The 24,012-nt window shown below is 62.7% G+C and carries 14 protein-coding genes; 9 read left to right on the forward strand and 5 right to left on the reverse strand.

The genetic code is table 11. The features are described from left to right. Nucleotides 1-34 precede the first annotated feature (34 nt). Entirely contained in the window at nucleotides 35-1,966 is a 1,932-nt protein-coding gene (locus Q0V31_RS03125) for a methyl-accepting chemotaxis protein (protein ID WP_298184401.1), read from the reverse strand. A 189-nt stretch (nucleotides 1,967-2,155) separates the two neighbouring features. Beyond that, a complete protein-coding gene (gene pbpC, locus Q0V31_RS03130) occupies nucleotides 2,156-4,537 on the reverse strand; it encodes a peptidoglycan glycosyltransferase PbpC (protein ID WP_298184404.1) in 2,382 nt (793 codons plus the stop codon). Nucleotides 4,538-4,674: 137 nt separating this feature from the next. On the opposite strand from pbpC, the gene Q0V31_RS03135 reads away from it, so the two are divergent. After that, entirely contained in the window at nucleotides 4,675-4,968 is a 294-nt protein-coding gene (locus Q0V31_RS03135) for a hypothetical protein (protein ID WP_298184406.1), read from the forward strand. Nucleotides 4,969-5,018: 50 nt separating this feature from the next. Here Q0V31_RS03135 and Q0V31_RS03140 read toward each other — a convergent pair whose 3' ends face one another. Next, nucleotides 5,019-9,941, reverse strand: coding sequence for an alpha-2-macroglobulin (locus Q0V31_RS03140; RefSeq protein ID WP_298184408.1), 4,923 nt, complete (start codon nucleotides 9,939-9,941; stop codon nucleotides 5,019-5,021). Between the two features lie 187 nt (nucleotides 9,942-10,128). Here Q0V31_RS03140 and Q0V31_RS03145 point away from each other — a divergent pair, with 187 nt between their 5' ends. Genes Q0V31_RS03145 through Q0V31_RS03155 form a run of 3 tightly spaced genes read left to right on the forward strand, consistent with a single transcriptional unit; the run spans nucleotide 10,129 to nucleotide 12,998 of the window. Then, nucleotides 10,129-11,499: an MATE family efflux transporter gene (locus Q0V31_RS03145; RefSeq protein WP_298190894.1), complete on the forward strand. Its 1,371-nt coding sequence runs from the start codon at nucleotides 10,129-10,131 to the stop codon at nucleotides 11,497-11,499. Next, nucleotides 11,486-12,514, forward strand: coding sequence for a sensor domain-containing diguanylate cyclase (locus tag Q0V31_RS03150; RefSeq protein WP_298184410.1), 1,029 nt, complete (start codon nucleotides 11,486-11,488; stop codon nucleotides 12,512-12,514). Before Q0V31_RS03145 ends, Q0V31_RS03150 begins: the two co-directional genes overlap by 14 nt. Before the next feature lie 28 nt (nucleotides 12,515-12,542). Further along, nucleotides 12,543-12,998, forward strand: a complete 456-nt coding sequence (locus tag Q0V31_RS03155; protein ID WP_298184412.1) for a DUF2214 family protein — start codon at nucleotides 12,543-12,545, stop codon at nucleotides 12,996-12,998. Between the two features lie 188 nt (nucleotides 12,999-13,186). On the opposite strand, the gene Q0V31_RS03160 is transcribed toward Q0V31_RS03155, so the two are convergent. Beyond that, a complete protein-coding gene (locus Q0V31_RS03160) occupies nucleotides 13,187-14,458 on the reverse strand; it encodes a serine hydrolase domain-containing protein (RefSeq protein WP_298190896.1) in 1,272 nt (423 codons plus the stop codon). 319 nt (nucleotides 14,459-14,777) lie between these two features. Between Q0V31_RS03160 and Q0V31_RS03165 the strand changes: the two genes are divergently transcribed. Together Q0V31_RS03165 and ispA are read left to right on the forward strand one after the other, a co-directional pair. Continuing rightward, nucleotides 14,778-15,023: an exodeoxyribonuclease VII small subunit gene (locus Q0V31_RS03165; RefSeq protein ID WP_136665536.1), complete on the forward strand. Its 246-nt coding sequence runs from the start codon at nucleotides 14,778-14,780 to the stop codon at nucleotides 15,021-15,023. Next, nucleotides 15,020-15,907 (forward strand): (2E,6E)-farnesyl diphosphate synthase, encoded by an 888-nt coding sequence (gene ispA / locus Q0V31_RS03170; RefSeq protein WP_298184417.1) that lies wholly within the window; start codon nucleotides 15,020-15,022, stop codon nucleotides 15,905-15,907. Before Q0V31_RS03165 ends, ispA begins: the two co-directional genes overlap by 4 nt. Here the strand turns inward: ispA and Q0V31_RS03175 are convergent. After that, complete coding sequence (locus tag Q0V31_RS03175; RefSeq protein ID WP_298184419.1) at nucleotides 15,883-16,833, reverse strand: LysR family transcriptional regulator; 951 nt, start codon at nucleotides 16,831-16,833, stop codon at nucleotides 15,883-15,885. The genes ispA and Q0V31_RS03175 overlap by 25 nt on opposite strands. 160 nt (nucleotides 16,834-16,993) lie before the next feature. On the opposite strand from Q0V31_RS03175, the gene Q0V31_RS03180 reads away from it, so the two are divergent. The 3 genes from Q0V31_RS03180 (at nucleotide 16,994) to dxs (ending at nucleotide 23,984) form a co-directional block, all read left to right on the forward strand. After that, nucleotides 16,994-18,685 (forward strand): AMP-binding protein, encoded by a 1,692-nt coding sequence (locus Q0V31_RS03180; protein WP_298184421.1) that lies wholly within the window; start codon nucleotides 16,994-16,996, stop codon nucleotides 18,683-18,685. Continuing rightward, on the forward strand, nucleotides 18,682-21,960 hold the full coding sequence (locus tag Q0V31_RS03185; RefSeq protein ID WP_298184423.1) for a carboxyl transferase domain-containing protein: 3,279 nt from the start codon (nucleotides 18,682-18,684) through the stop codon (nucleotides 21,958-21,960). Before Q0V31_RS03180 ends, Q0V31_RS03185 begins: the two co-directional genes overlap by 4 nt. A gap of 122 nt (nucleotides 21,961-22,082) precedes the next feature. After that, nucleotides 22,083-23,984, forward strand: a complete 1,902-nt coding sequence (dxs, locus tag Q0V31_RS03190; RefSeq protein WP_298184425.1) for a 1-deoxy-D-xylulose-5-phosphate synthase — start codon at nucleotides 22,083-22,085, stop codon at nucleotides 23,982-23,984. Nucleotides 23,985-24,012 lie beyond the last annotated feature (28 nt).

The raw sequence follows: 24,012 nt of genomic DNA on the forward strand, positions 1-24,012 counted from the left end.
GTTCGCGCAGCAGCCCACTCAAACATGGCCACCGTTAAAGACGGAAGCTGCCCATCTGCGTGGCCAGGTCATCGGCCAGACCGCGCAGCGTCTTGCAGTCCTCTTTACACACCAACACCTCACCGGCAGTGGCGTGCGCCAAGTCGGCAATACCTTGCACATTGCGGTTAATTTCTTCGGTCACCGAGGATTGCTCCTCAGTCGCGGTGGCCACCTGGGTGTTCATGTCACTGATGCGTTCAATTTGCTCGGTGATGGCGCTGAGCGATTGCCCGGTGCGTTGGCTGGCAGCAACGCCGGTACCCGTCGCGCTTTGCCCGGCATGCATGGAGCTCACGGCCGTGTCCGCGCCCTGCTTGAGGCGCTGAATCATCTGCTGAATTTCATCGGTGGAGCTTTGTGTACGGCTGGCCAGGGTACGCACCTCATCCGCCACCACGGCAAAACCTCGGCCCATTTCCCCAGCGCGCGCGGCTTCAATGGCGGCGTTTAGCGCCAGCAGATTGGTCTGCTCGGAAATGCCACGGATCACCGCCAACACCTGATCGATAGACGCCACCTGCTCGGCCAACTCACTCACCGCAGCAGCCGCATCACCAATATCGGTGGACATACCCTCAATGTGCGCAATCGACTGCCCAACTTCACTGCGCGCCCCTTGCGCCTCGCTGCGCGCCGTTTGCGATGCCTGCGCGGCACTGCTGGCATTGCGCGCGATCTCCTGCACGGTGAGGCCCATTTCGTGCACCGCAGTGGCCACCATGTCGGTCATTTCCTGCTGCTGACTGGAGCGCCCGGCGGTGTTGTCGACCACCTGCGCCACCTGGCTGACCGAGGCGCGCAAGCGTTCGCTGGTGGCCAGCACGGCACTGATCAAATTGCGTTGGCCACCGATAAAGCGATTGAAGCCACGGGCCAGATCGCCCAACTCATCTTCACGCGACTCATCCAGACGCCGAGTCAGGTCACCGCCGCCGCCACCAATTTCCACCAACGCCGTGGTCACCTGGCGGATCGGCCGCACCAAACCACGCGCCAGCAGCACCACCAGGCCTAAACAAAATAGCGCCACCCCCACGCCAATGGCGCTGGTCATAAACAGCGCCTGACGCGCTTCAGCATAAATCTCTGCCTCCGGCACTTCGCTAACCAGCAACCAGTCGATGCTGCTGAGCTTCTGCGCCACCGCCAGATAGACCTCTCCGTCACGCTCGAAGCGCACCGCCTGGCCGTCACTGTTCAGCAGCTGCTCAGCCGGGTCTTGACCAAATAGCGCAGCGAGGCTGCCACTGCCGCTCAAGTCAGCCTGCGGATGCACCTTGATAACGCCCTTGGCATCGATCAAAAACACCTGACCGCGCTCGCCAAAACGAAAGTCACGAATCATTTCTGACATGGCTTTCAGGCTGAATCCCAGGCCAGCAACGCCCAGAACTTTGCCGTTTTGCTTGATCCGCTGGTTGATAAACAGCGTCGGCAAGCGCGTGGCCTTGTCGATATCGACTTCCATAACCTGGTCACGGCTGCCGTCGACCAGCCGGTAGAACCACTGATTCTCGGCCTGATTACGGTTGATCACCCGGCTCAACCCATCACCGGTGAAGTAATTGCCGCTTTCCAACACGGCAACCGAGGTGGTCAGGGCGTTCTGCTGTTGCCGCACGCCTTCCAGGTAACGCGCCACCGCATCACGCAGCGCCGGGTCTTCGCCTGCGCCCAGCCAGTCCTGAATAAACACGTTGGCGGCAATCCCGGCATTGGCGGTGATCGGCGCAGTGAGTACGCGCTCCAGGTCATTGCGAATCGCCAACACCTTGGCCGGCAACGCCTCTTCCACCAGAAAGCGTTCGCTGAGGCGATTAACCACTGCTGAGTAAACGCCCACGACGATCAGAATGCTGACGAGCAGGGCCGCGCCCATGCTGAGAATCAGTTGCCACTGAATGCTGCGCTTCCACAAGCCCATGGAGACTACCTTTTAGTTATTTTTGCAAGAAGCCAATTGAATACAATTTTGTATACAAATTCAATTTCCTACCGACGTATAACCGCTATCGGCCGCACCATCTGCCAGCTTTAATCGATCTATCAGCTACCGCGTGTACAGCTGGAAAAGCGCCGAGCAATGCTCCTACTGGTCAGCCGCACGGCGATTTTAGTTCTGCAGGCTGAAGCTCAGCTGGGCGGTTTGCCCGCTTTCATCGAGGACGCTCAGCTGATAACGGCCAGCGCGCTCAAAGCGCTGGCTAAGCGGCGCTTGCGCGCTGGTTTCGGCAACCGGCTGACCGTCGACAAACCACCAACGCCGACCATGGCCGCCCAGTGCCGACAGGCGCAAACGCAGTGCCTCGGTGCTGCCCACAGGACGGCGCAAGCGGTCACCGTCGCGCACCCCGACAATCGACAACGGCGCCGCCGCAACGACGTGCTGCGGAGGGCATTGCGGATCAACAACTGGCAAACGCACACTGCGCCGCTCACGTCGCGGCAACCAGGGCTCCAATGGCGCTGGCCACAACGCCAGCTGCTGTGCGGTCGCGCCGGGGCAGCGGGCATCGACGCGCAACCCAGCGGCGTTAACCCAAAAGCGTTCCTGCAAGCCCAAACCCAGCGGTTGGTCCTGCGCCAGCAAGGTCGGCGGCGTGGTGCCACCCAGGGTCCAGGCAAAACGCTGGCGGCGGCAGTTGGGGTCACTGCTGTCCATAGGTTGCCCAAGTGGCCAGCAGATTGCGGCCACGCCGACTGAGGCGGGTTGTGGATCAGTCGGCAGGCCAATGCCACGCTGGCTGTCGCGGTTCACCAGCAAATCATGCACTTGCAGCAGCAAGGGTGCGGCTGAAGCCAGGCCAAACTGCCCTGGCACCGGGGTGCCATCCGGTCGACCGATCCAGATACCAATCAGGTAACGCGGCGCGACCCCAATCGCCCAGGCATCGCGAAAGCCGTAACTGGTGCCGGTCTTCCAGGCCAGGCTGGGGCGCTGCAGCAACTGCGCGCGTGGGTCACGGTCGGGCCGTGCCTGGCCGCTGAGAATGCGCCGCACGACCCAGGCGGCGCCAGGTGACAGCAGGCGTCGTTCATGCAGGCGCTGCTGCGGCTGAAAGCGCAGCCGCGCGGCCTTGCCGCCACGGGCAAAGGCGCTGTAGCCGCTGACCAAGTCCTCCAGGCGGCTGCCCGCGCCACCGAGAATCAACGCCAGATTGGGCTCGGCCAGCGGCGGCAACAGCAAGGGCACGCCGGCGCTGCGTAACTCGCCGGCGAAACGCTTCGGCCCGTAGGCTTCCAGCAACTGCACCGCGGGCAAGTTAAGCGAGGTGGCCAAGGCCTGGCTGGCTGACACCGCACCGTTAAAGCCAGTAGAGAAGTTCCCTGGGCGGTAATCGCCGTAGCGGCGCGGCACGTCCTGCAGCAAGGATTCGGAGTGGATCAGCCCGTCATCCAACGCCATGCCATAGAGAAAGGGTTTCAGTGTAGAGCCGGGCGAACGCACCGCGCTGATCATGTCGACATGGCCGAAGCGCTTGGCATCGCCAATATCCACCGACCCGAGGTAAGCACGTACCGCCATGCTCGGTTGTTCAACCACCAGAATCGCCGCCGAGGTGCGCTCCGGCAGTCGCGCGCGCCAGCCCAGCAGCAGGTCTTCCAGGCGCCGTTGCAAGCCAGCATCAAGGGTGGAGCGAATTAGCGGCGGGCTGCCGAAGGTATTCAGACGCCGCGCCAGCAGCGGGGCCAGACGCGGCTCCTGACGCGGCGCCAGCAGCACCGGTTCCTCCCGCGCATCGTTGATCGCCGCTTGTGGCCACACGGCAAAATCGGCCAGGCGCTGCAGCACTTTGTCCCGCGCGGCTTGGGCGCGCTCAGGGTGACGATCCGGACGCAAGCGACTCGGCGCTTGTGGCAAGACGGCGAGCAAGGCCGCCTCAGCACGGGTCAGCTGCCGTGGCGACTTACCCAGGTAGGCCCAACTGGCCGCCGCCACGCCTTGCAGGGTGCCGCCAAACGGTGCGCGATTGAGGTAGAGGGTGAGTATTTCAGCCTTGGACAGGTGCCATTCCAGCTGCGCGGTGCGCCACAGCTGCTTGAGCTTGCCGGGATAAGTGCGCGCGTGCGGATCGAGCAGGCGCGCCACCTGCATCGACAGCGTGCTGCCGCCCGACAGCACCCGCCCACCCTTAAGGTTCTGCCAGGCAGCACGGCCCAGCGCCAGCGGGTTAACCCCTGGGTGCTGGTAAAACCAGCGGTCTTCATAGGTCAGCAACGCGTCCAGGTAATAAGGCGATACCTCAGCGGGACTGACGGGATAACGCCATACGCCGTCATGGTCGGCAAAGCGCCACAGCGGCGTGCCGTCCTCGGCCAACACCACTCGGGCCAGGTCATCGGCGGGTAAAGGTAGCGGAAACAACCGATCAGCCAGCGCCAGCAGCAATGCCAGGCACAGCGGCAGCCACAGCCAGGTGCGGCGTAATAGTGGCCAAAGCCGCTTACGCCAAACACACAGAGCCAACAGGTAGAACTGCTTTACGCGGGTCATGCGCTGATCCATTCCTTGCATCGCGAGGGTGTTCTGCCAATTAGCGGCTCGCCCCACCAACAGCGCTGCCATTCTGCCAAATGGCTGGCACACTGACGCGCAGCAACCATCACATACGCTCGTTTGGAACAGAAATTATGGCTGTAGAAGGTTTTTTTGAATCCCTTGGCGAAGCCGTCGGCTCGGTAATCCGCTTTATCGTCGAAGGCCTGGGCGGTTTTTTCGGCATGCTCAGCGGTGCCATCAGCAGTTTTATCGCGGGCATGTCCAAGGCCTTAGGGGTGACACCCTCATTGCTCAGCATTGTGGTGCTGGTGGCCGGTCTGTGGCTGCTTTACCTGGCGGTGCGCGCTTTTATCCGTCGCTCGATCATTGCCGGGGTGATCTGGCTGGTGCTCGGGTTGTGGTTGCTCAGCGGCCTAATCAGCTAAGCCTACCGAGCAGACAATAAGGCCCGCCACCTTGGCGGGCCTTATACCTTTTAACGTTCTCTAACCACTAAACGTCCCGGTGTTTCACCCAGTGCCTGCCAGTTCGGCCGGTACATCGACTCCACCTGCGGTGGCGGTACGCGGTAGCTGCCGGGGGTGACGGCGCGGGCCAGGTACAACAGGTGAGTGGTGTCGTAGCCGTTTATATCCACAGCGGCGACGTAACGATCGCCACGGAACTCCTGGTGTTTGATCGCGGCGTTCTGCATCGACTCACGCCACTCCTTCACCGCGCTGCTGGCGTCTTCCAAGCTGGCCGCGCTTTGCGCAAGGTTCTGGTTTTCCAACTCCAGGCCCGCCGGCAGCAGGTCGACCACCAGGGCATCTGGCACCCGCTGCTTGGCCGCTACAGCCAAATGCACCAGCACCAACTCGCCACTGCGCAAGTTGCTTAGATCCAGCTTGCGCCCGTCCATACCCAGGTACTCGCGGTAGATGCTGAGGTTTTCGCCGCCGGCGGCAGGCGCTTGGCTCGGGTAACCGGACAGGGTCAGCTGCTGGTACAGCGGCGTATCCGCTGGTTTACTCGTCGAATTGCTGATGCTTAGCGGTGCCGCCAGATCGCGACCCTCCAACTTGAGGCCCGATTGAGCATTGCTCAGTTCGAAGGCCAAACTGGCGCTTTGCAACTGCGCGCTCCAGCTCGGCTCCGGCTTGCTCAGCAGATTGCGCCCGGCCAGGAACAGCGCGTTGCGCTCCTGGGTGGATAACCACTGCTGCACGGCCACCTCATCAGCCAAATTGAACAGGCGCTCCTCACGACGATCACCTGCCAAATCGTGTTCTTCCAACAGTGCCAGAATCAGCGCCTGATCGCGTAGCGGGCTGCCGTAATCCGCCAGCCAGGTGTTGCTCTCGCGGCCACGGGCCAGGCCGGCAGTCAGCAGCTGATCGGCACGCGGCTGGTCGCCCATCTTCTGCAAGGCTACGGCTAAGTGCACCAGCGGCAAGCCGGACAAGGCATCGCTACGCCGCTCATACAGGCTACGCAGTGCGCCCAGTGGCGCCTGCTGGCTGCGCGCCAGCACGTAACCCGCGTAGGCCTGCACGGCGAAGCGGCTGTGGTTAGCGTTGTCGCTGTAGTTGACCTCAATCAGCTGACGCTCCTGCAGGTAGCGCAGCAGCCGTTCGTTGGTTTTTTTCAGCGCCTCTTCCGGCACATCGAAGCCCTGCTCGCGAGCGTGCAGGAGGAAGTCGCTGACATAGGCGGTGAGCCAATACTCTTCATCACCGTCCGCGCTCCACAGCGCGAAACTGCCGTTGTAACGCTGCATGCTCAGCAAGCGCTCGATGCCCAGTTCGATGGCGCGTTTGCGCTGCTCATCCGGCTCAGCGTCCACACCCAGGCGCTTTAGCGTGCCAGCGTCGGCGTAGAGCGATGGATACAGGCCACTGGTGGTCTGCTCTGAGCAGCCGTAGGGGTAGGCTTTAAGGGCGCGAATTTGCTCGCCAAGGTTCAGCGGCGGCCGGCTGGAAATCGCCAAACGCGCTTCCAGCCCCGCCGCCTCGAAAGCACTCAGGGCATCGGCCGGCAACAACCAGGGCTCGTCCTTGAGTACGGCGCGAAAATGTTGCAATTGCGCCGGATAAGCCGGACGGATACCCAGTTGCCACTCACGGCTGAACGGCGGTAGTTCCTCTCCTGGCAACTGCAAACCATTCACGCTGACCTTGATCCGCCCCTGACCGTAGCCACCCAGCGCCACCACGGGAATGCGCAAAATGCTCCGTTGTCCATCGGCCAGGGTGATAGGTGCAACCGCCACGCCTGGGTTCTGCGCCAAACGCAGCTGGCCTTCGGCGCTCAGTTGTACATCCAGTTTCTGTTCACTCCCGGACAGGTTATTCAGGTCCAGGGCCAGGGTGGTTTCATCGCCACCGGCGAGGAAGCGCGGCGCCGACAATTCGGCGATCAGCGGCGCGGCGACCAGCGTTTTGCCTTCGCCCATGCCGTAATGCTCGTCGGTCCAGGCTTGCGCCATCAGGCGCAGCTCGCCGTTGAAGTCAGGGATATTTAGGCTGACTTCGCCCTCACCCAGCTCATTCAGCGCCAGCGGCTGGCTTTGCAGCGCGACGATTAGCACGCTGGTGTCCGGGCGTTTGCCGCCGGCGGCCAGCGCCGCGTCACCACCGAAGGCCAACTTGGCTACGCGGCCCTGGCCGGCCTCGATCAACTGCCCGTAAATATCCAGCTGATCAGCGCCATAAGCCTTACGGCCGAAGAAGTTGGCGAAGGGATCAGGCGTGGCGTACTCGGTGATATTGAGGATGCCGACATCCACCGCTGCCAGCAGCACATGCGCTTGCTTCGGGATGCTGCCATCGGCGTTGCGCGCCTGAACCTTGACAGTGAGCGACTGGTTGGGACGGATTTTCTCTGCGGCGCTCAACGTCAGCGCCAGCTTGCGCGGCGCGCGCTCCAGCGGTAGATGCAGCAAGCCGACCGCACGCTTGGGCGTGGCATTGCTCTGGCGCTCACCGGGGCGGATCACCAAGGCGCTGACATACAGGTCATGCCGTGCCCAGTCCTTAGCAATCGGGATGTCGAAGGCCTTGCCCTCGGCCGGCACCTCGACCTCCTGCCACCACAACGGCCCCTCGCTGGACTCGACCATCAGGTAGCCCTTGCCTGCAGCAGGCGGAGTGACAGTGACCTGCGCGGTTTCGCCGTCGACATACGCTGGTTTATCCAGCGCCAGCTTGACCTGATCCGGGCGCACCGCGCCGCCGTCGGCGTTGTCCTGCCAGCGGTAACCGGCCCAGAAACGCAGACTGCTGAGCAGGCCGGTTTGCGCATCGATGACTTCGACGCGGTAAGGGCCCCACTCCACTGGAAAACTGATTTTCGCGGTGCCGCCAGCAGCGACTTCGAGTGTTTCCTCGTTAAGGGTGAGAAATTTCTCGTTGTAGTTATGGCTCCAGCCATCGCTCTCGGAGAAGTTCCAGAAGTAGTCGCGGCGCTCGCGAATCAGGCGCACGCTGAGCTGCTCGGCCGCCAGCTTGTTGCCGGCCGCATCGGCCACTAGCACTTCGAACTCGGCCAGGCTGTCGGCATCCACTTCCTCGCCGTCAAACAGCCCACGCACGCCCGGCAGACGCTCGGCCGGCCAGACCGGCTGAATCAGCCGCCGGGTAATCGCCCGGCCGCCTGACTCTTGTAGGCTGGCTTGCAGGATCAAGCGCAGCGGCGACTTGGCGTCGGCCCAGCGACTTTCGATATCCAGATTGGCGATGCCCTGCTCGTCCAGGCTGGTTTCATCCAGCTCGATGTCCTCGCTCAGCTCTTCTTCGGTCACCGAACCGAACTGGTAACCCGGCAGGCTGGCCACCGCCTCACGCAGCGGCCGCACATAGAGCTGACCACTGAGGCGATTGCCCGCCGCCGGCGCGCCATACAGGTAGCGCCCAGTCACTTCAAACTGGGCGCTTTCAGAGGGGATATAGGGCGTATCACTGCCCTTGAGCTCCAGCGCCATGCGCTCTGGGAGGAAATCCTCGACGGAGAATTCATACAACTGCTGGCGGCCATCACCCAGGTCGAACAGCAACTGCCAGCGCCCGGTCGGCGCTTCGTCGGCCAGTTGTAATTGGTACTGATAAAGGCCGGCGTCATCGGCCTGCCAAACGAATTTGCGACTGACCTGCTCATCCGGGCGGCGCACCTCAACATTCACCGGCTGAGCTTTTAGCGCGCGACCATCGGCATCACGCAGCAGGCCGTTGAGCAACACGACTTCCCCCGGGCGATAGAGATCACGCGGGCCGAATACAAAGAACTGCAAGGGATGGGCGACAAGCCCGGCAATATCGAACTCGGCCAGGTCCAGCGCCGAGCTGTTGAGGCGCAGCAAGCTGGTTTGCTCACCCTGATGGGCCAGCAGCACTTCGGCCTTGGCCGGCAGCGGCAGCTGCGCATGGCCGGCGCTGTCGGTCTCGCCTTCGGCCAGCACCTGGCCCTCACCATTGAGGATTTCCAGGCGCACCTCGCTGAGGGCAGCGCCGCCGGCCAGCGCCTGGGTAAACACATCAATGCGCGTCTGGTAGCGCCGCGCGGACAGGCCGATATCGCTCAGGGTGAACAACGTGGCCGGCTGCGAATAGCTGTAGCTGCCGGCTTCACGCATCACCGCCAAGTACACGCCAGGTTGCTTGAAGGGCTGCAGGCCGGCAATGGGCAGCAGCAAGGTTTCACGGATATTGCGCGCCGGGTTGAGGTCGAAGCGACCGCCGTAGACCAGCTCGGCCATCGGTAACAGGCTGCGGGCTTCCCAGTTATCCAGGTTGCTGGAGCGGCCCCAGCGGTTGAGGAAGGCCGGCAGCGACTCGGGTTTGATGCGGAAGAACTCGACATTCACCTTGTCGACGTTCAGGGCAATCACCGGCAGGCCTTCGGCGAGTCGCGTGGGCAGTAAGGAACCACGGCTGGCGAAACCGACACTGGCCTGCAGGTCACGGGTTTTCAGGCGGGTCACCTGCTCGGCGGCGAGTTTTTTGCCATTCAGTGCGAGCAGCCCGGCATCCACCGTCAGCACCAGTTTGCGCTGCGGCTGCAGATGGCGCAGGCGTACTTCCATCAGGTTGTCGCTGAGTTCCCAGGCACCATCGACCTTGCCGCTTTTGCTGTCGACCAGGTGCAGGCGCTCGCTGAGTTTCTCCTCGGGATCAAGCGGCACTGAAAAGCTCACCGACAGAGTGCTCGCGCCCTCCAACTGCACTTCCGAAACATCCACCACGCTCAACTCACGACCGGCGTAACGCTCAGCCAGTGCCTTAAGGTCGAGCGCAGGCTTGGCCGCCTCACTGCGGACGGGAGCGGCTTGAGTCGCCGTTACTTCGGCCGGCTCAGGGGAGGATGAATCACAGGCGCTGAGCAGGCTCAGGACAAGTGCCAGAAGCAGTCCATTCTTCGGCATTACGGGCTCCAACAGGGGATAAGTGCAGAGGGTTGACACTATAGTCGAGGCGCTTAGTGACAACTAAGCGGACGTGCGCAAAACGGCTCATCAGCGCGCGCCCGTCGATCAGTGTTTAATAGCCCGCCTGTGACACGCGCCAGCGCATTGCCCTGGCGCTCGTTCCATTCGCTTTGGAGTGCCTGTGATAAACGCCGTACGCGACGCCTGGCAGCATGCGTCCACCCACAAGCGGGTCTGGGCACTGGCTGCGCCGATGATTCTGAGCAACCTCTCGGTGCCGCTGGTGGCGCTGGTCGACAGCGCGGTGATCGGCCATCTGCCACACGCCCACCAACTGGCCGCGGTGGCCGTGGGCGGCAGCCTGTATACCCTACTGACCTGGGCGGTGGGCTTTTTGCGCATGGGCACCACCGGCTTCAGTGCGCAGGCAGCCGGCCGTGATGATGGCGGTGCGCTGCGTCAGGTCCTGGTGCAAGGCCTACTGCTCGGCATGCTGCTGGCCGTGCTGTTAATCAGCCTGGCCATCCCCCTGAGCAGCGCGGCACTGAGCCTGATGAACCCCTCGGCGCAACTCGACGAGCTGGCACGCGGCTACCTGCATATCCGCCTGCTCGGCCTGCCGGCGGCGCTGACCACATATGCCCTGGTCGGCTGGTTGCTGGGCACGCAAAACGCGCGCGGGCCGCTGGCTATTCTGCTGACCACCAACTTGCTGAATGTCGCCCTCGACCTGCTGTTTGTCCTCGGCCTGCATTGGGGCGTGGCTGGCGCCGCCTGGGCCTCGGTGATTGCCGAATGGAGCGGTGCCCTGCTCGGCCTGTACCTGGCGCGCCGCGCCCTACGCGCCTACGCCGGCACGCTGGACTGGGCGGCGCTACGCCTTTGGTTGAATTGGCGGCCCTTGCTGGCGGTCAACCGTGACCTGTTTATCCGCACCCTGGCGCTGCAGGCGGTGTTCTTCCTGATCACCGTGCAGGGCGCTCGCCTGGGCGATGCCACCGTGGCAGCCAACGCCCTGCTGCTCAATGGCCTGCTGTTGGTGGCCCACGCCCTGGATGGTTTGGCCCATGCTCTGGAGGCGCTGTGCGGGCATGCCCTCGGCGCGCGTGATCGTCACGCGCTGCGGCGAACGCTGATCGTCGCGGGCGGCTGGTCGCTGCTCGCCAGCCTTGGTTTTGCGCTGTTCTTCCTGCTCGCTGGGCAGTGGTTTATCAGCTTGCAGACCAACATCGAGGTGGTACGCGAAGCGGCCTTCGTCTACCTGCCGTACCTCGCTGTATTGCCGCTGATCGCGGTCTGGAGTTACCTGCTCGACGGCCTGTTTATCGGCGCCACCCGCGCCCGCGAGATGCGTGACGCCATGCTCTTGGCCTTGCTGCTCAGCCTGCCGCTGGCCTGGGCCCTGCAACCGCTGGGCAACCAGGGTTTATGGTTGGCCTTCCTGAGTTTTATGGGGCTACGCAGCCTGTGCCTAGGGGGTTATGCTTATCGCCTAACAAGGGCCGATCAATGGTTCGCCCGCTGTTCCTCAGGTGCACCCCATGCTCAGTCCTGAAATGCCCGACGATGAAGTGCTGCGCCAGCAGATTCTCGATGACCAAGACCTGCTCGACACGCCTGCCGACCCCTACCTCGATACGTTAGTGCGGGTGGCACGCGAGGTGTTTGCGGTTAAGACCGTACTGGTCAGTTTGATCGACCGTGATCGTCAGTGGTTTAAAGCGCGCATTGGCCTGGATGTCATCGAAACACCGCGTGCCATCTCCTTCTGCGGCCACGCGATTCTGGCCACCCAGCCGTTTATCGTCGAAGACACCCATAGCGACCCGCGCTTTCACGACAATCCGCTGGTGCTCAACAACCCACAGATCCGCTTTTATGCCGGCCGACCGCTGCTGTCCAAGGAAGGCCAAACGCTGGGTACTCTGTGCTTGATCGACCCGTTGCCGCAGAAATTCACGGATAAACAACAACACTTGTTTAACGACATGGCCGCATTGGTTGAGGGCTACCTGAAACTGCGCAACGACAGTGAGCAGACCGCACAGTTGCGGGCGGCGCTAAGCCGCGAACAGCGCCGCGCCATGCTCGACCCGCTGACCCAAGTGTGGAACCGCGCCGGTCTCAACCACTTTTTGCCGCTGCACCAGCAACAGGCCGACGACCTTGGCCTGCAACTGGGTGTGCTGTTCTGCGACCTGGATTACTTCAAGCTGGTCAACGACAACCACGGTCATGCCGCCGGCGACCAGGTGCTGTGGGAAGCGGCACGGCGTATCAGCGCCGCCGTGCGCCCGCAGGACGTCGTGACCCGCAGTGGCGGCGAGGAGTTTGTGGTGCTGCTCCATGTGCGTGACGAGCGTGAGCTGCTGCAGATTGCCGAACGGGTTCGCAGCGCCATGAGCAACGAGCCACTGGATATCGACAACCATCAACACAATCTGACCATCAGCATCGGCGCTACCCTGCGTGCCGCGCAGGAAGACCCAAGCGACACCCTGAACCGCGCCGACCAAGCGCTTTATCAGGCCAAAGGCAACGGCCGTAACCGCGTTGAGTTGGCCAGCTAAACCACTGAGTATGTGAAAGGACGCCAGCATGGGCCACGCGCTCGTCGCCTACCTGCATTACCTGTCGATTTTTCTGCTATTCGCCCTGCTCAGCATCGAGCACGTGCAGTTCAAGCTGCCGTTGGATCTGCGCCGCGCGCGCAGCCTGATCATCACCGATATCGCCTACGGCATCTGCGCCGGTGTGGTGCTGTTTAGCGGCCTGGCCCGAGTGCTCTGGTATGGCAAGGGCCTGGACTACTACCTGGGCAACAGCCTGTTTCACGCCAAGGTCGGCCTATTTATTCTGCTCGGGCTGATTTCTGTGCTGCCGACCTTCGTCTTCCTCAACTGGCGCAACAGCCTCAAAGCCGGCGAGGTGCCGCAGATCAGCGCACGCCAGGGCCGCCTGGTGATCCTGGTGATTCGTCTGGAACTGCTATTGCTGCTGGTTATCCCACTGTTAGCGGTGCTTATGGCGAACGGTTATGGCGTGACCGCCTGACCAGCCCCCCTGACAGACCATGCGTCTGCCCAGGCAAATCGTCCTAGCGCTCCAGCCCCGAGCCGGTGCTACTCATGGCTGCCACACCCGCACAACCCGACGCTTCAGTGCCCAATCGCGGCGCAATAAAAAGGGGCAGACCTCTCGGCCTGCCCCTTTTTATGTTTAGCCTGATGGTGACGACAGGCTTACTTCAAGGCTTTAATCGCGGCAGCGATAAAGTCGTAAGTCTCCATCTCCCGCTTATCCATCTCCGGTTCTGGCCATGCACTCCAGACCACCGCCACCACGTTTTCCTTGCGGTTAACGTAAACAAACTGGCCGAAGATGCCCTGCGCTTCAAAGGCGCCATCATGCTGGTCGCGCGCAGCTTCGCCAGTAGGGAACAACCACCACTGGTAGCCATAACCGAGAATGTAATCACCGCCATACAGTTTGCCCGGTGCTAGGTAGGAAGCCGGGTCTACCTCGGTGGCTTTATCCAGCCAGCCCTTAGGCAGAATACGCTGCCCATCGATAACGCCGTCATTAAGAATGAACTGGCCGAAACGCCCGTAATCTTTCAGCGTTGCAGAAAAGCCACTGCTGCCGATTTCTTGGCCGGCTTGTGCATCCAGTTGCCAGTAAGCCGGCTGCTCCATGCCCATGCGCGCCCAGATACGGTCGGACAAGTAATCGCTGGTGGTCATGCCCGTCGCGGCGTGAATCAACTCACTCTGCAAATGCGACTCGCCTGTGCTGTATTTGAAAACAGTTCCGGGCGTCGACTTGCGCTTAAGTTGGCTCAGTTGCTTAACCAATGCACCCGGCGTGTTCGACAGTTGCAGCTCGAACATTCTGCGGCGATCAGACGCAGGATCACGGTAAGTTTCATTCCAGCCTGCGCCAGAACTCATGCGCAACACCTGCTCCACGGTAACGCCGTCATAAGCACCGCCTTTAAGCGCGGGCAGGTACTGCGTTATTGGCGCTTTAACATTGATATGGCCTTGCTGCACGGCCGCGCCAACCAAGGTCGACGAGATCGACTTAACCACACTGAATGACGTCCAACGGCTATCGGCGTCGTTACCCAGGCCATATTTTTCCAGCACCACGTTGCCGTCTTTGATGATCAATACCCCGCCCACATGGTTGCGGCGCATAAAATCATCAGCCGTTTGCTGGGCGCCGTCAGCTTGATAGGTGACGTCAATATTTGGCTTCTGCGGCAACGGATACACCTTCTCACCCCGCGCAACGTCACGGGTGAAATACAGCTGATCCATGTTGCGGTAAGTGTCGGGTTGATACAGCGGCGACAGATCGTACAGGTCTTGGGCGCGCCCGATATAGGCGCGTTTTTCCTGCTTGGATGAGTCGTTTGCAGCCTCGATTGGCGTACTGGCAGTCTGCGCGCACCCGCTCAGCAGCAGGCCAACAGTCATCGTGAATAAACCACCTGCTGCTCGCATCTTCATCGACATCTCAAGTCCTTACTTTTAGCTATTAGTGGAAAAGGGGGTCAGGGTGTTTGCGCCTAACCATAACGACAATTAGCTGCACTGTCGTCCTGCAGGGGCAGAATATCGCCCACACAAACTGTGCCTTCAGCTCGCCCCTAACGAGGCATACAAATGCCTTTTGAATTGCGCTGCGCTAAGCGCCAACATACCCCCGACTGTATGCAACATCGAACAGCCACATAGCCGACATAAGCCTGCCAATTTGCCCGCACGGTTCTGCTCTGCTAGTGTCGCGCCGGTTCCAACTCCCCCGTTCTACCCCGAGAAATTCGCCATGGCCGCCCGCAAAAAAGCCGCGCTCGACTTCGAGCAATCCCTGACCGACCTGCAAAGCCTGGTCGAGCGCCTGGAAAACGGCGAGCTATCACTGGAAGACTCGCTGACCGCCTTCGAGCAAGGCGTGCGCCTGACCCGCGACTGCCAGACCGCCCTGGCCCAGGCCGAGCAGAAAGTGCAAATCCTCATGGAGCGCGACGGCGAGCTGGAGGAAGCCCCCTTCGACGCGGATCAACAGGCATGATTGCGGCGTACCAGAGCAGCTGCCAGCAGCGCGTCGATGCAGCCCTGGACAGCCTGCTGAGCAGCCCGCGTCCAGAGCTGGAACGTTTGTATGCGGCCATGCGCTACAGTCTGTTCAATGGTGGTAAACGGGTGCGCCCACTGCTCACCTACGCAGCCTGCGAAGCCCTCGGTGGTACGCCGGAGCGCGCCAATGCAGCCGCCTGCGCGGTAGAGTTGATCCACGCCTATTCGCTGGTGCATGACGACCTGCCGGCAATGGACGATGACGACCTGCGCCGCGGCCAGCCGACCACCCATAAAGCCTTCGACGAAGCCTGCGCCATCCTCGCCGGCGATGGCCTGCAGAGCCTGGCCTTCGAGGTACTCGCCGACGCCACGCACAACCCACTTGATGCCGAATTGCGCCTGAGCATGCTCAGCGCCCTGGCGCGTGCTGCGGGGCCGGCCGGGATGGTCGGCGGCCAGGCCATCGACCTCGGTTCGGTCGGCAAAAGCCTCGACCAGAAAGCTCTGGAAACCATGCACCGGCACAAGACCGGCGCACTGATCGAAGCCAGCGTACAACTCGGCGCTCTCGCTAGCGGCCACGCCGATGAGCATGCCCTGAAGGCGTTGCACACTTACGCCCGCGCAGTCGGCCTGGCCTTCCAGGTGCAGGACGATATCCTCGACGTGGAGAGCGACACCGCCACCCTGGGCAAGACCCAAGGCAAGGACCAAGCCCACGACAAGCCCACCTACCCGGCCCTGCTCGGCCTCGACGCGGCCAAGGCGTATGCCGTGGAACTGCGCGACCAGGCGTTGCATGCCTTGCGCACCTTCGACCAAACCGCCGAGCCGCTGCGCGAGCTGGCCCGCTATATCGTCGAGCGGCGTAGCTGATTGACTGCCGAGCGGCTGCCAGCCAATGTCAGCATCTGCTCACGCAACCAACTATGCCCCGCCTGGCTCTCCACCTGCATGGACCAATAGAGATTAAGGTTCACCGGCGGCAGAGCTAGCGGCAAATCCAGCAGCCGATTGGGCAAGCCGGCATTGATCAGCTCGGCGTAACGCCTCGGCATGGTCAGCAGCCACTCACTCTGTGCCACCAGCAAAGCCGCCGACAGGTAATGCTGACAACGCTGCCGCACCTGTCGCGCTAAACCCTGCCGTGCTAACGCCAGGTCTTCCACGCAGATACCACGCCGCCGTGACGTCACCGCAATGTGCTCGGCAGCCAAATAACCCGCCGCACTCAACTCCCCGCTAAAGCCCGGCCCGGCCACCACGCACAGCGGGTCACTCAAGAGCAGCTGCTGGCGCAGCTCGGGGTCCGTGGGGCGGGCGATTTCAATGGCCAGATCGACCCGCCCCACCATTAATTCCTTTTGCAACTCGGCCCAGTGCACGCTGCTGCAACGCACCTCCAGTTGCGGGGCCACCTCACGCAGGTGGGCGACGATGCTTGGTAGCACTATCGGCTCCATCTGCTCGGGCATGTTCAAGGTGAAGGTGCGCCGATCACGCAGCGGGTCGAAGTCTTGCCCGCGCGTCACGCTACGCAGCAAACCGGCCAGCGCCTCCTGAATACCGGGGGCCAGTTGCGTAGCCAACAGGGTCGGTGCGACGCCGCGCCCCTCACGGACAAACAATGGATCGCCCAGCTGCTCGCGCAGACGATTGAGCGCATGGCTGACCGCTGACTGGCTGAGGTGCAACAAAACCGCGGCGCGGGTCAGGTTGCGCTCACGGTAAATCACCTCAAATACTCGAAACAGGTTCAGGTCGATGCGTTCCATCTTCGACCATTCATGCTGCTGATTCATGATTACCGCCTGAAATAGCACATAGCCGCAGCCTAACAGCCATGCGCATCGAATAAACCATGAATTCAGCTCATGGATAACGATGCATAAGCATCAGTTCTACCGCACCTCCAAGGCTGCCTAAGATGCCCGCAAACAAGAACACCGAGGCTCTCCCGTCATGCTTGAAAACGCTTACCTCGACCACCTGGCCAGCCTGCAAGCCGCCGCATGGCCCGCCAACACCCCACGTGAAGCGCACTACCCACACGGCCAGCAACCGCTCAGCGAGTACCTGCGCGCCTGGGCGAAACAGCAGCCCGACCAGCCGGCATTGGACTTTTACGGCCACAGCATCACTTGGGCCGAGTTGGACCGCTTGTCCGACCGCTGCGCCGCCCTGCTCGACGAACTGGGGGTTAAAGCCGGGGACCGGGTCGCGGTGTTTATGCCCAACTGCCCGCAACTGCACATCGCCTTCTACGGCATCCTCAAGTGTGGCGCCGTGTATGCACCGGTCAGCCCGCTGAGCAAACCGCTGGAGCTGGCTTACCAACTCAAGGACAGCGGCGCGCAGGTCATCCTCTGCTTTGACCAATTGCTGCCCGTAGTCCGGGCGGTGCGCGAGGACTGCGCGCTCAGCCAGGTACTGAGCACCAGCCTGTCGGAACTGCACCCCAGCGTGCCGAGCATCCCGGTGGCCGACCTGCTGCTCGCGCCCAAGGTTCAGGCCGATGACGCCATCGACTTTCTCCCGGCGCTGGAACACTGCCAGCGCGCCACGCCCAGCCACCGTCCACAGCTGGATGACATCGCCGCGCTCAACTACACCGGCGGCACCACCGGCCTGCCGAAAGGCTGCGTGCACACCCACGGCGACATGCTCTACACCTGCGCCAGCTTCGTCCCCGTCGCGCTGGGGCTACAAACTGACAGCGTGATGCTCAACTTCCTGCCCGAGTTCTGGATTGCCGGGGAAAACGCAGGGCTGTTGTTCCCGGTATTCAGCGGTTGTCGCCTGGTACTCCTGGCGCGCTGGGATGCCGTGGCGTTTATGGCGGCCATCGAGCATTACCGGGTCAGCCATTGCGGCTTGCTGGTCGACAGCGCCGCCGAGGTGCTCGAGCACCCCGACGTGGGCGCGTTTCGTTTCGACTCCCTGCAGCGCACCGGCAGTATTTCCTTCATCAAAAAACTCACCCGCGACTACCGTGCACGCTGGCACGCGCTGACCGGCTGCAAGCTGTTTGAGTTCAGCTTTGGCATGACCGAAACCCACACCTGCGACACCTTCACCTACGGCCTGCAAGATGACGACTTTGACCTGACCAGCGCGCCGACCTTCGTCGGCCTACCAGTCCCCGGCACCACGTTCAAAGTCTGCGATTTCAACAGCGGCGCATTGCTGCCGCTGGGCAGCGAAGGCGAGTTGTGCGTGCGCAGCCCGTCGCTGCTGCACGGTTACTGGCAACGCCCGGAAGAGTCCGCTGCAGTGCTCAAGGACGGCTGGCTGCACACTGGCGACCTCGGCCAGATCACCGAACAGGGCTTTATCCGCTACCTGGGACGGCGCAAGGAGATGCTCAAGGTCAATGGCATGAGCGTATTCCCCAGTGAGCTGGAAGCCATGCTCGGCCAGCACCCTTCCTTGCTTGCCAGCGCAGTGATCGGCCGCGCAGATGCCAGCAGCGGCCAACGCCCGGTGGCTTTTGTGGTTCTCAAAGCAGGTAGCCACGAGAACGCCGCCAGCCTGCACTCCTGGTGCAAAGAGGTCATGGCCAGCTACAAGGTCCCGGAGATTCGCGTGGTCGAGGCACTGCCCATGACGGCCACCGGCAAGGTGAAGAAGAACGAACTGGAGAGCCAATTGTGAGCGCGCCTTTTACCGCCCTGCTGATCGCCAACCGTGGCGAAATCGCCATTCGCATCGCGCGCGCCGCCAGCGAGCTGGGTATTCGCTCGGTGGCCGTGTATGCCGAGGATGACGCCGCCTCCCTGCACCTGCGCCAGGCCGATAGCGCCGTGGCGCTGAGGGGCCGTGGCGTCGCGGCCTATCTGGATATGGATCAGCTGATCGCCATCGCTCTGGCCGAAGGCTGCGATGCCGTGCATCCGGGTTACGGCTTTCTCGCCGAGAACGCCGAGTTCGCCCGCCGCTGCCAGGCCGTCGGCCTGTGCTTTGTCGGCCCGAGCGCCGAGGTGCTGCAGCTGTTTGGCGACAAGGCCGCTGCGCGCGAACTGGCCGAACGCTGCAACGTGCCGCTGGTCGCGGGGATCAATCAGGCGATCAGCCTGGAACAGGCCCATGCCTTTCTCACCGAGCATGGCGCAGTAATGCTCAAGGCCCTGGCCGGCGGCGGTGGCCGTGGCATGCGCCCTGTGCTCACGCCTGCCGAGCTGGATGAAGCCTTTGCTCGCTGTCAGTCGGAAGCCCGTGCCGCCTTCGGCAACGATGCGCTGTATATCGAGCAACTGGTCAGCCGCGCCCGGCATATCGAAATCCAGGTACTGGGCGATGCCACGGGCGCGGTCAGCCACCTGTGGGAGCGCGACTGCAGCCTGCAGCGCCGTCAGCAGAAGCTGGTGGAAATCGCGCCCAGCCCGGACCTGCCCGCTGAAACCCGCGCAAGCATGATCGACGCAGCGCTGCAACTGGCCAGCGCCGCCCGCTACCAGGGCCTGGGCACCTTCGAGTTTCTGCTGGATGCCGAACACCCCGAGCGCTTCTATTTTATGGAGGCCAACCCGCGCATCCAGGTTGAACACACCGTCACCGAGCAGGTCACCGGCGTTGACCTGCTGCACACCCAACTCAAGCTCGCCGCCGGGCAGACCCTGGCCGATCTCGGCCTGCTGCAACCGCCCGCGCTGAATGGCTGCGCCGTACAACTGCGCATCAACCTGGAAAGCATGAACGCCGACGGCAGCACCCGCCCGGCTGCCGGTACACTCAGCGCCTACCAACCGCCCAGCGGCCCAGGTTTGCGCGTGGATGGCTATGGCTACGCCGGCTACCCGGTCAGCCCCAGCTACGACTCGTTGCTGGCCAAGTTGATTGCCCATGCGCCGGATTACCCAAGCGCCTTGCGCCGCGCCTACCGCGCCCTTTGTGAGTTCCGCCTGGAAGGCGTAGCCAGCAACCTGCACCTGCTGCAAAACCTGCTGCGCCTGCCGCAAGTGGTGAGCTATGACTTGACCACGCGCTTTGTCGAAAGCCAATTGAGCGAACTCCTGGCGGCGCAACCGCAGGCCCATCCGCACCATTTCTTTGCCGCTGCGCAGGCGACAAGCCAAACCAGCGCACAGGCACAGGACGCCCCCGCCGGTTGCCTACCGCTCCTGACCCACAGCACTGGCGTGGTGGTCAGCCTGGACGTGGCCGAAGGCGACGCCATCGCCGTCGGTCAGAGCATCGCCGTACTGGAAGCGATGAAGATGGAGTTTGTCCTCAAAGCCAGCCACAGCGGCATTGTTCGCCAACTGGCGGTAGAGGTCGGCAGTGCGCTGAATGAAGGCCAGGCGCTGCTGTTTATCGAGCCTGCCGAGGTTGCGGCGGCGCACAGCGAGAGCGAACAGAGCCTGGACCTGGCACACATTCGCGCGGATCTCGCCGAAGTGCTCGAACGCCACGCCATCACCCGCGACGAGCGCCGCCCCCAGGCCGTGGCGAAACGCCGCAAGACTGGCCAGCGTACGGTGCGCGAGAACCTTGCCGACTTACTCGATGATGGCAGCTTCAATGAATACGGCGCGCTCGCCCTGGCTGCGCAACGCCGACGCCGCTCTCTGGATGAGCTGATTGAACAAAGCCCGGCCGATGGCCTGGTCGCCGGCACCGGCACGGTGAATGCCGAACTCTTCGGTGATCACGCCGCGCGCTGCATGACCATCGCCTACGACTACACCGTATTCGCCGGCACCCAAGGCGTGATGAACCACAAGAAAACCGACCGCATGCTCGGCCTCGCGGCGCAGTGGCGCTTGCCGCTGGTGTTGTTCGCCGAAGGTGGTGGTGGCCGCCCTGGCGACACCGATTTCGTCGGCGTGGCAGGGCTGGACTGCCACACCTTTGTCGGCATGGCCAAGCTCTCCGGTTTGGTGCCGTTGGTGGGCGTGGTGTCTGGCCGTTGCTTTGCCGGCAACGCCGCCTTGCTCGGCTGCTGTGATGTGATTATTGCCACCGAGAACGCCAGCATCGGCATGGCGGGCCCGGCCATGATCGAAGGCGGCGGCCTCGGCAGCTTCAAGCCGGAGCAAGTCGGCCCGGTCAGCGTGCAAGGGCCCAACGGCGTGATCGACGTACTGGTGGCTGACGAAGCCGAAGCGGTGCGGATGGCCAAGCAGTACCTAAGCTACTTCCAGGGCAGCCTGAGTGACTGGCAGTGCGCGGACCAACGCCAGCTGCGCCAGCTAATCCCCGAGAACCGCCTGCGCGTGTATGACATTCGCCAGGTCATCGCCACCCTGGCGGATCAGGACTCGGTGTTGGAGCTGCGCCGCCAATTCGCCCCTGGGCTGATCACCGCGTTTATTCGCATCGAGGGCAAGCCCTTTGGTCTGCTGGCGAATAATCCGGCGCATCTCGGCGGCGCCATCGACGCGGTAGCCGGCGACAAGGCGGCGCGCTTTATGCAGCTGTGCGATGCCTTCGATATACCGTTGCTGTCGCTGTGCGACACCCCCGGTTTTATGGTCGGCCCGGAGGCGGAGAAACAGGCCACGGTGCGCCATGTGTCGCGCTTGTTTGTCGCCGCCGCCAGCCTCACGGTGCCGTTCTTCACCGTGGTGCTGCGCAAGGGCTACGGCCTCGGTGCCCAGGCCATGGCAGCCGGCAGCTTCCATTCGCCGCTGTTCACCATTGCCTGGCCCAGCGCCGAGTTTGGCGCAATGGGCCTGGAAGGTGCGGTGCGACTGGGCTTTGCCAAGGAGCTGGCAGCCCTCGACGACCTCGCCGAGCGCCAGCAACTGTTCGACAAGCTCGTGGCTAAGGCCTACCAGAGCGGCAAGGGCATCAACATGGCCAGCTTCCTCGAGATCGATGCAGTGATCGATCCGGTGGAAACCCGCGCCTGGCTGCTGCGCGGGCTGAATACCGCGCCCAAGCCTGCGCAGCGCGAGGGCAAGAAGCGCTCGATCGACACCTGGTAACAGACTCGACGTAGCCCGGATGCAATCCGGGCTACGGGGTGCGCTGAGCCGAAGCATGTTTGGGCAGTTTCCAGCGCTTCGGGTAAACTGCCGCATCTTTTACGCCTATAACGATCTGCCTGATGCCGACGACCTTCCACGAGATTCCCCGTGAGCGCCCGCTGACGCCCCTTCTAGACCGTGCCAACACGCCGGACCAGCTGCGTCGCCTGGGCGAAGCCGAGCTGGAAACCCTGGCCGACGAGCTGCGCCAGTACCTGCTGTACACAGTCGGGCAGACCGGCGGGCATTTCGGCGCGGGCCTCGGCGTGATCGAGCTGACCGTAGCCCTGCACTACGTCTTCGACACCCCGGACGACCGCCTGGTGTGGGACGTTGGCCACCAAGCCTATCCGCATAAGATCCTCACCGGGCGCCGCGAACAAATGGGCAGCCTACGGCAGAAGGACGGCATTGCCGCCTTCCCACGACGCAGCGAGAGTGAATACGACACCTTTGGCGTCGGCCACTCCAGCACCAGCATCAGCGCCGCGCTGGGCATGGCGATTGCCGCGCGCATGCAAGGCAGCAAGCGCAAGTCAGTCGCGGTGATCGGTGACGGCGCACTGACCGCTGGCATGGCCTTCGAGGCGCTCAATCACGCCTCTGATGTCAAAGCCAATATGCTGGTGGTGCTGAACGACAACGACATGTCGATCTCGAAAAATGTCGGCGGCCTGTCCACTTATCTGGCCAAGATTCTCTCCAGCCGCACCTACGCCAACATGCGCGAAGGCAGCAAGAAAGTGCTGTCGAAGCTGCCCGGCGCCTGGGAGATCGCCCGTAAAACCGAAGAGCACGCCAAAGGCATGCTGGTTTCCGGCACCCTGTTCGAAGAGCTCGGTTGGAACTACATCGGCCCCATCGACGGCCACGACCTGCCGACCCTACTGGCCACGCTGCGCAATATGCGTGAGCTCGACGGCCCGCAATTCCTGCATGTGGTGACCAAAAAGGGTAAGGGCTTCGCCCCGGCCGAGGCCGACCCGATTGGTTATCACGCGATCACCAAGCTGGAACCGATCAACCCCGCCGTCAGCGCCGAACCGAAAAAGCCCAGCGGCCCCAAGTACTCCGGGGTATTCGGCCAGTGGCTGTGCGACATGGCCGCCGAAGACCCACGCCTGGTCGGCATCACCCCGGCGATGAAGGAAGGCTCAGATCTGGTGGCCTTTAGCGAGCGCTACCCCGAGCGCTATTTCGACGTAGCCATCGCCGAACAGCATGCGGTAACCCTGGCGGCCGGCATGGCCTGCGACGGGGTTAAGCCGGTGGTGGCGATTTACTCGACCTTTCTGCAGCGCGCTTATGACCAGTTGATCCATGACGTCGCTGTGCAAAACCTCGACGTACTGTTCGCCATTGACCGCGCCGGCCTGGTCGGCGAAGACGGTCCGACCCACGCCGGCAGCTTCGATATTGCCTACCTGCGCTGCATCCCCGGCATGCTGGTGATGACGCCGAGCGATGAAAACGAACTGCGCCGCATGCTCAGCACCGGCCATCTGTTCAACGGGCCGGCGGCAGTCCGCTACCCGCGCGGCAGCGGCCCGAATGCCGCCATCGAGCCAGGCCTCGCACCGCTGGAAATCGGCAAAGGCATCATCCGCCGCCAGGGCACTCAAGTGGCCCTACTGGTGTTTGGCGTGCAACTGAGTGAAGCGCTCAAGGTTGGCGAAACCCTGAACGCCACTGTGGTCGACATGCGCTTCGTCAAACCGCTGGATGAAGCCCTAGTTCGCGAGCTGGCCGCCAGCCATGAGCTGCTGGTGACCATCGAAGAGAACAGCGTGATGGGCGGCGCTGGCAGCGCAGTCAGCGAATACCTGGCCGCCAGTGGCATGCTTAAGTCGGTGCTGCACCTGGGCCTGCCTGACTACTATGTCGAGCACGCCAAACCAACGCAGATGCTCGCCGAATGCGGGCTAGACGCCGCCGGTATCGATACGGCAGTACGCGCACGACTCGCCAGCCTTTCTGCATGAGCACCGCTCATCCAAAGCTGAACTTCGC

It is taken from the genome of uncultured Pseudomonas sp., from assembly GCF_943846705.1.
Taxonomy (GTDB): Bacteria; Pseudomonadota; Gammaproteobacteria; order Pseudomonadales; family Pseudomonadaceae; genus Aquipseudomonas.

Bases quoted from the DNA above. Each gene is read 5' to 3' on its own strand.
- Q0V31_RS03125 (WP_298184401.1), bottom strand. From the start codon at position 1,966: ATGGGCTTGTGGAAGCGCAGCATTCAGTGGCAACTGATTCTCAGCATG.
- pbpC (WP_298184404.1), bottom strand. From the start codon at position 4,537: ATGACCCGCGTAAAGCAGTTCTACCTGTTGGCTCTGTGTGTTTGGCGT.
- Q0V31_RS03135 (WP_298184406.1), top strand. From the start codon at position 4,675: ATGGCTGTAGAAGGTTTTTTTGAATCCCTTGGCGAAGCCGTCGGCTCG.
- Q0V31_RS03140 (WP_298184408.1), bottom strand. From the start codon at position 9,941: ATGCCGAAGAATGGACTGCTTCTGGCACTTGTCCTGAGCCTGCTCAGC.
- Q0V31_RS03150 (WP_298184410.1), top strand. From the start codon at position 11,486: ATGCTCAGTCCTGAAATGCCCGACGATGAAGTGCTGCGCCAGCAGATT.
- Q0V31_RS03155 (WP_298184412.1), top strand. From the start codon at position 12,543: ATGGGCCACGCGCTCGTCGCCTACCTGCATTACCTGTCGATTTTTCTG.
- Q0V31_RS03160 (WP_298190896.1), bottom strand. From the start codon at position 14,458: ATGAAGATGCGAGCAGCAGGTGGTTTATTCACGATGACTGTTGGCCTG.
- Q0V31_RS03165 (WP_136665536.1), top strand. From the start codon at position 14,778: ATGGCCGCCCGCAAAAAAGCCGCGCTCGACTTCGAGCAATCCCTGACC.
- ispA (WP_298184417.1), top strand. From the start codon at position 15,020: ATGATTGCGGCGTACCAGAGCAGCTGCCAGCAGCGCGTCGATGCAGCC.
- Q0V31_RS03175 (WP_298184419.1), bottom strand. From the start codon at position 16,833: ATGAATCAGCAGCATGAATGGTCGAAGATGGAACGCATCGACCTGAAC.
- Q0V31_RS03180 (WP_298184421.1), top strand. From the start codon at position 16,994: ATGCTTGAAAACGCTTACCTCGACCACCTGGCCAGCCTGCAAGCCGCC.
- dxs (WP_298184425.1), top strand. From the start codon at position 22,083: ATGCCGACGACCTTCCACGAGATTCCCCGTGAGCGCCCGCTGACGCCC.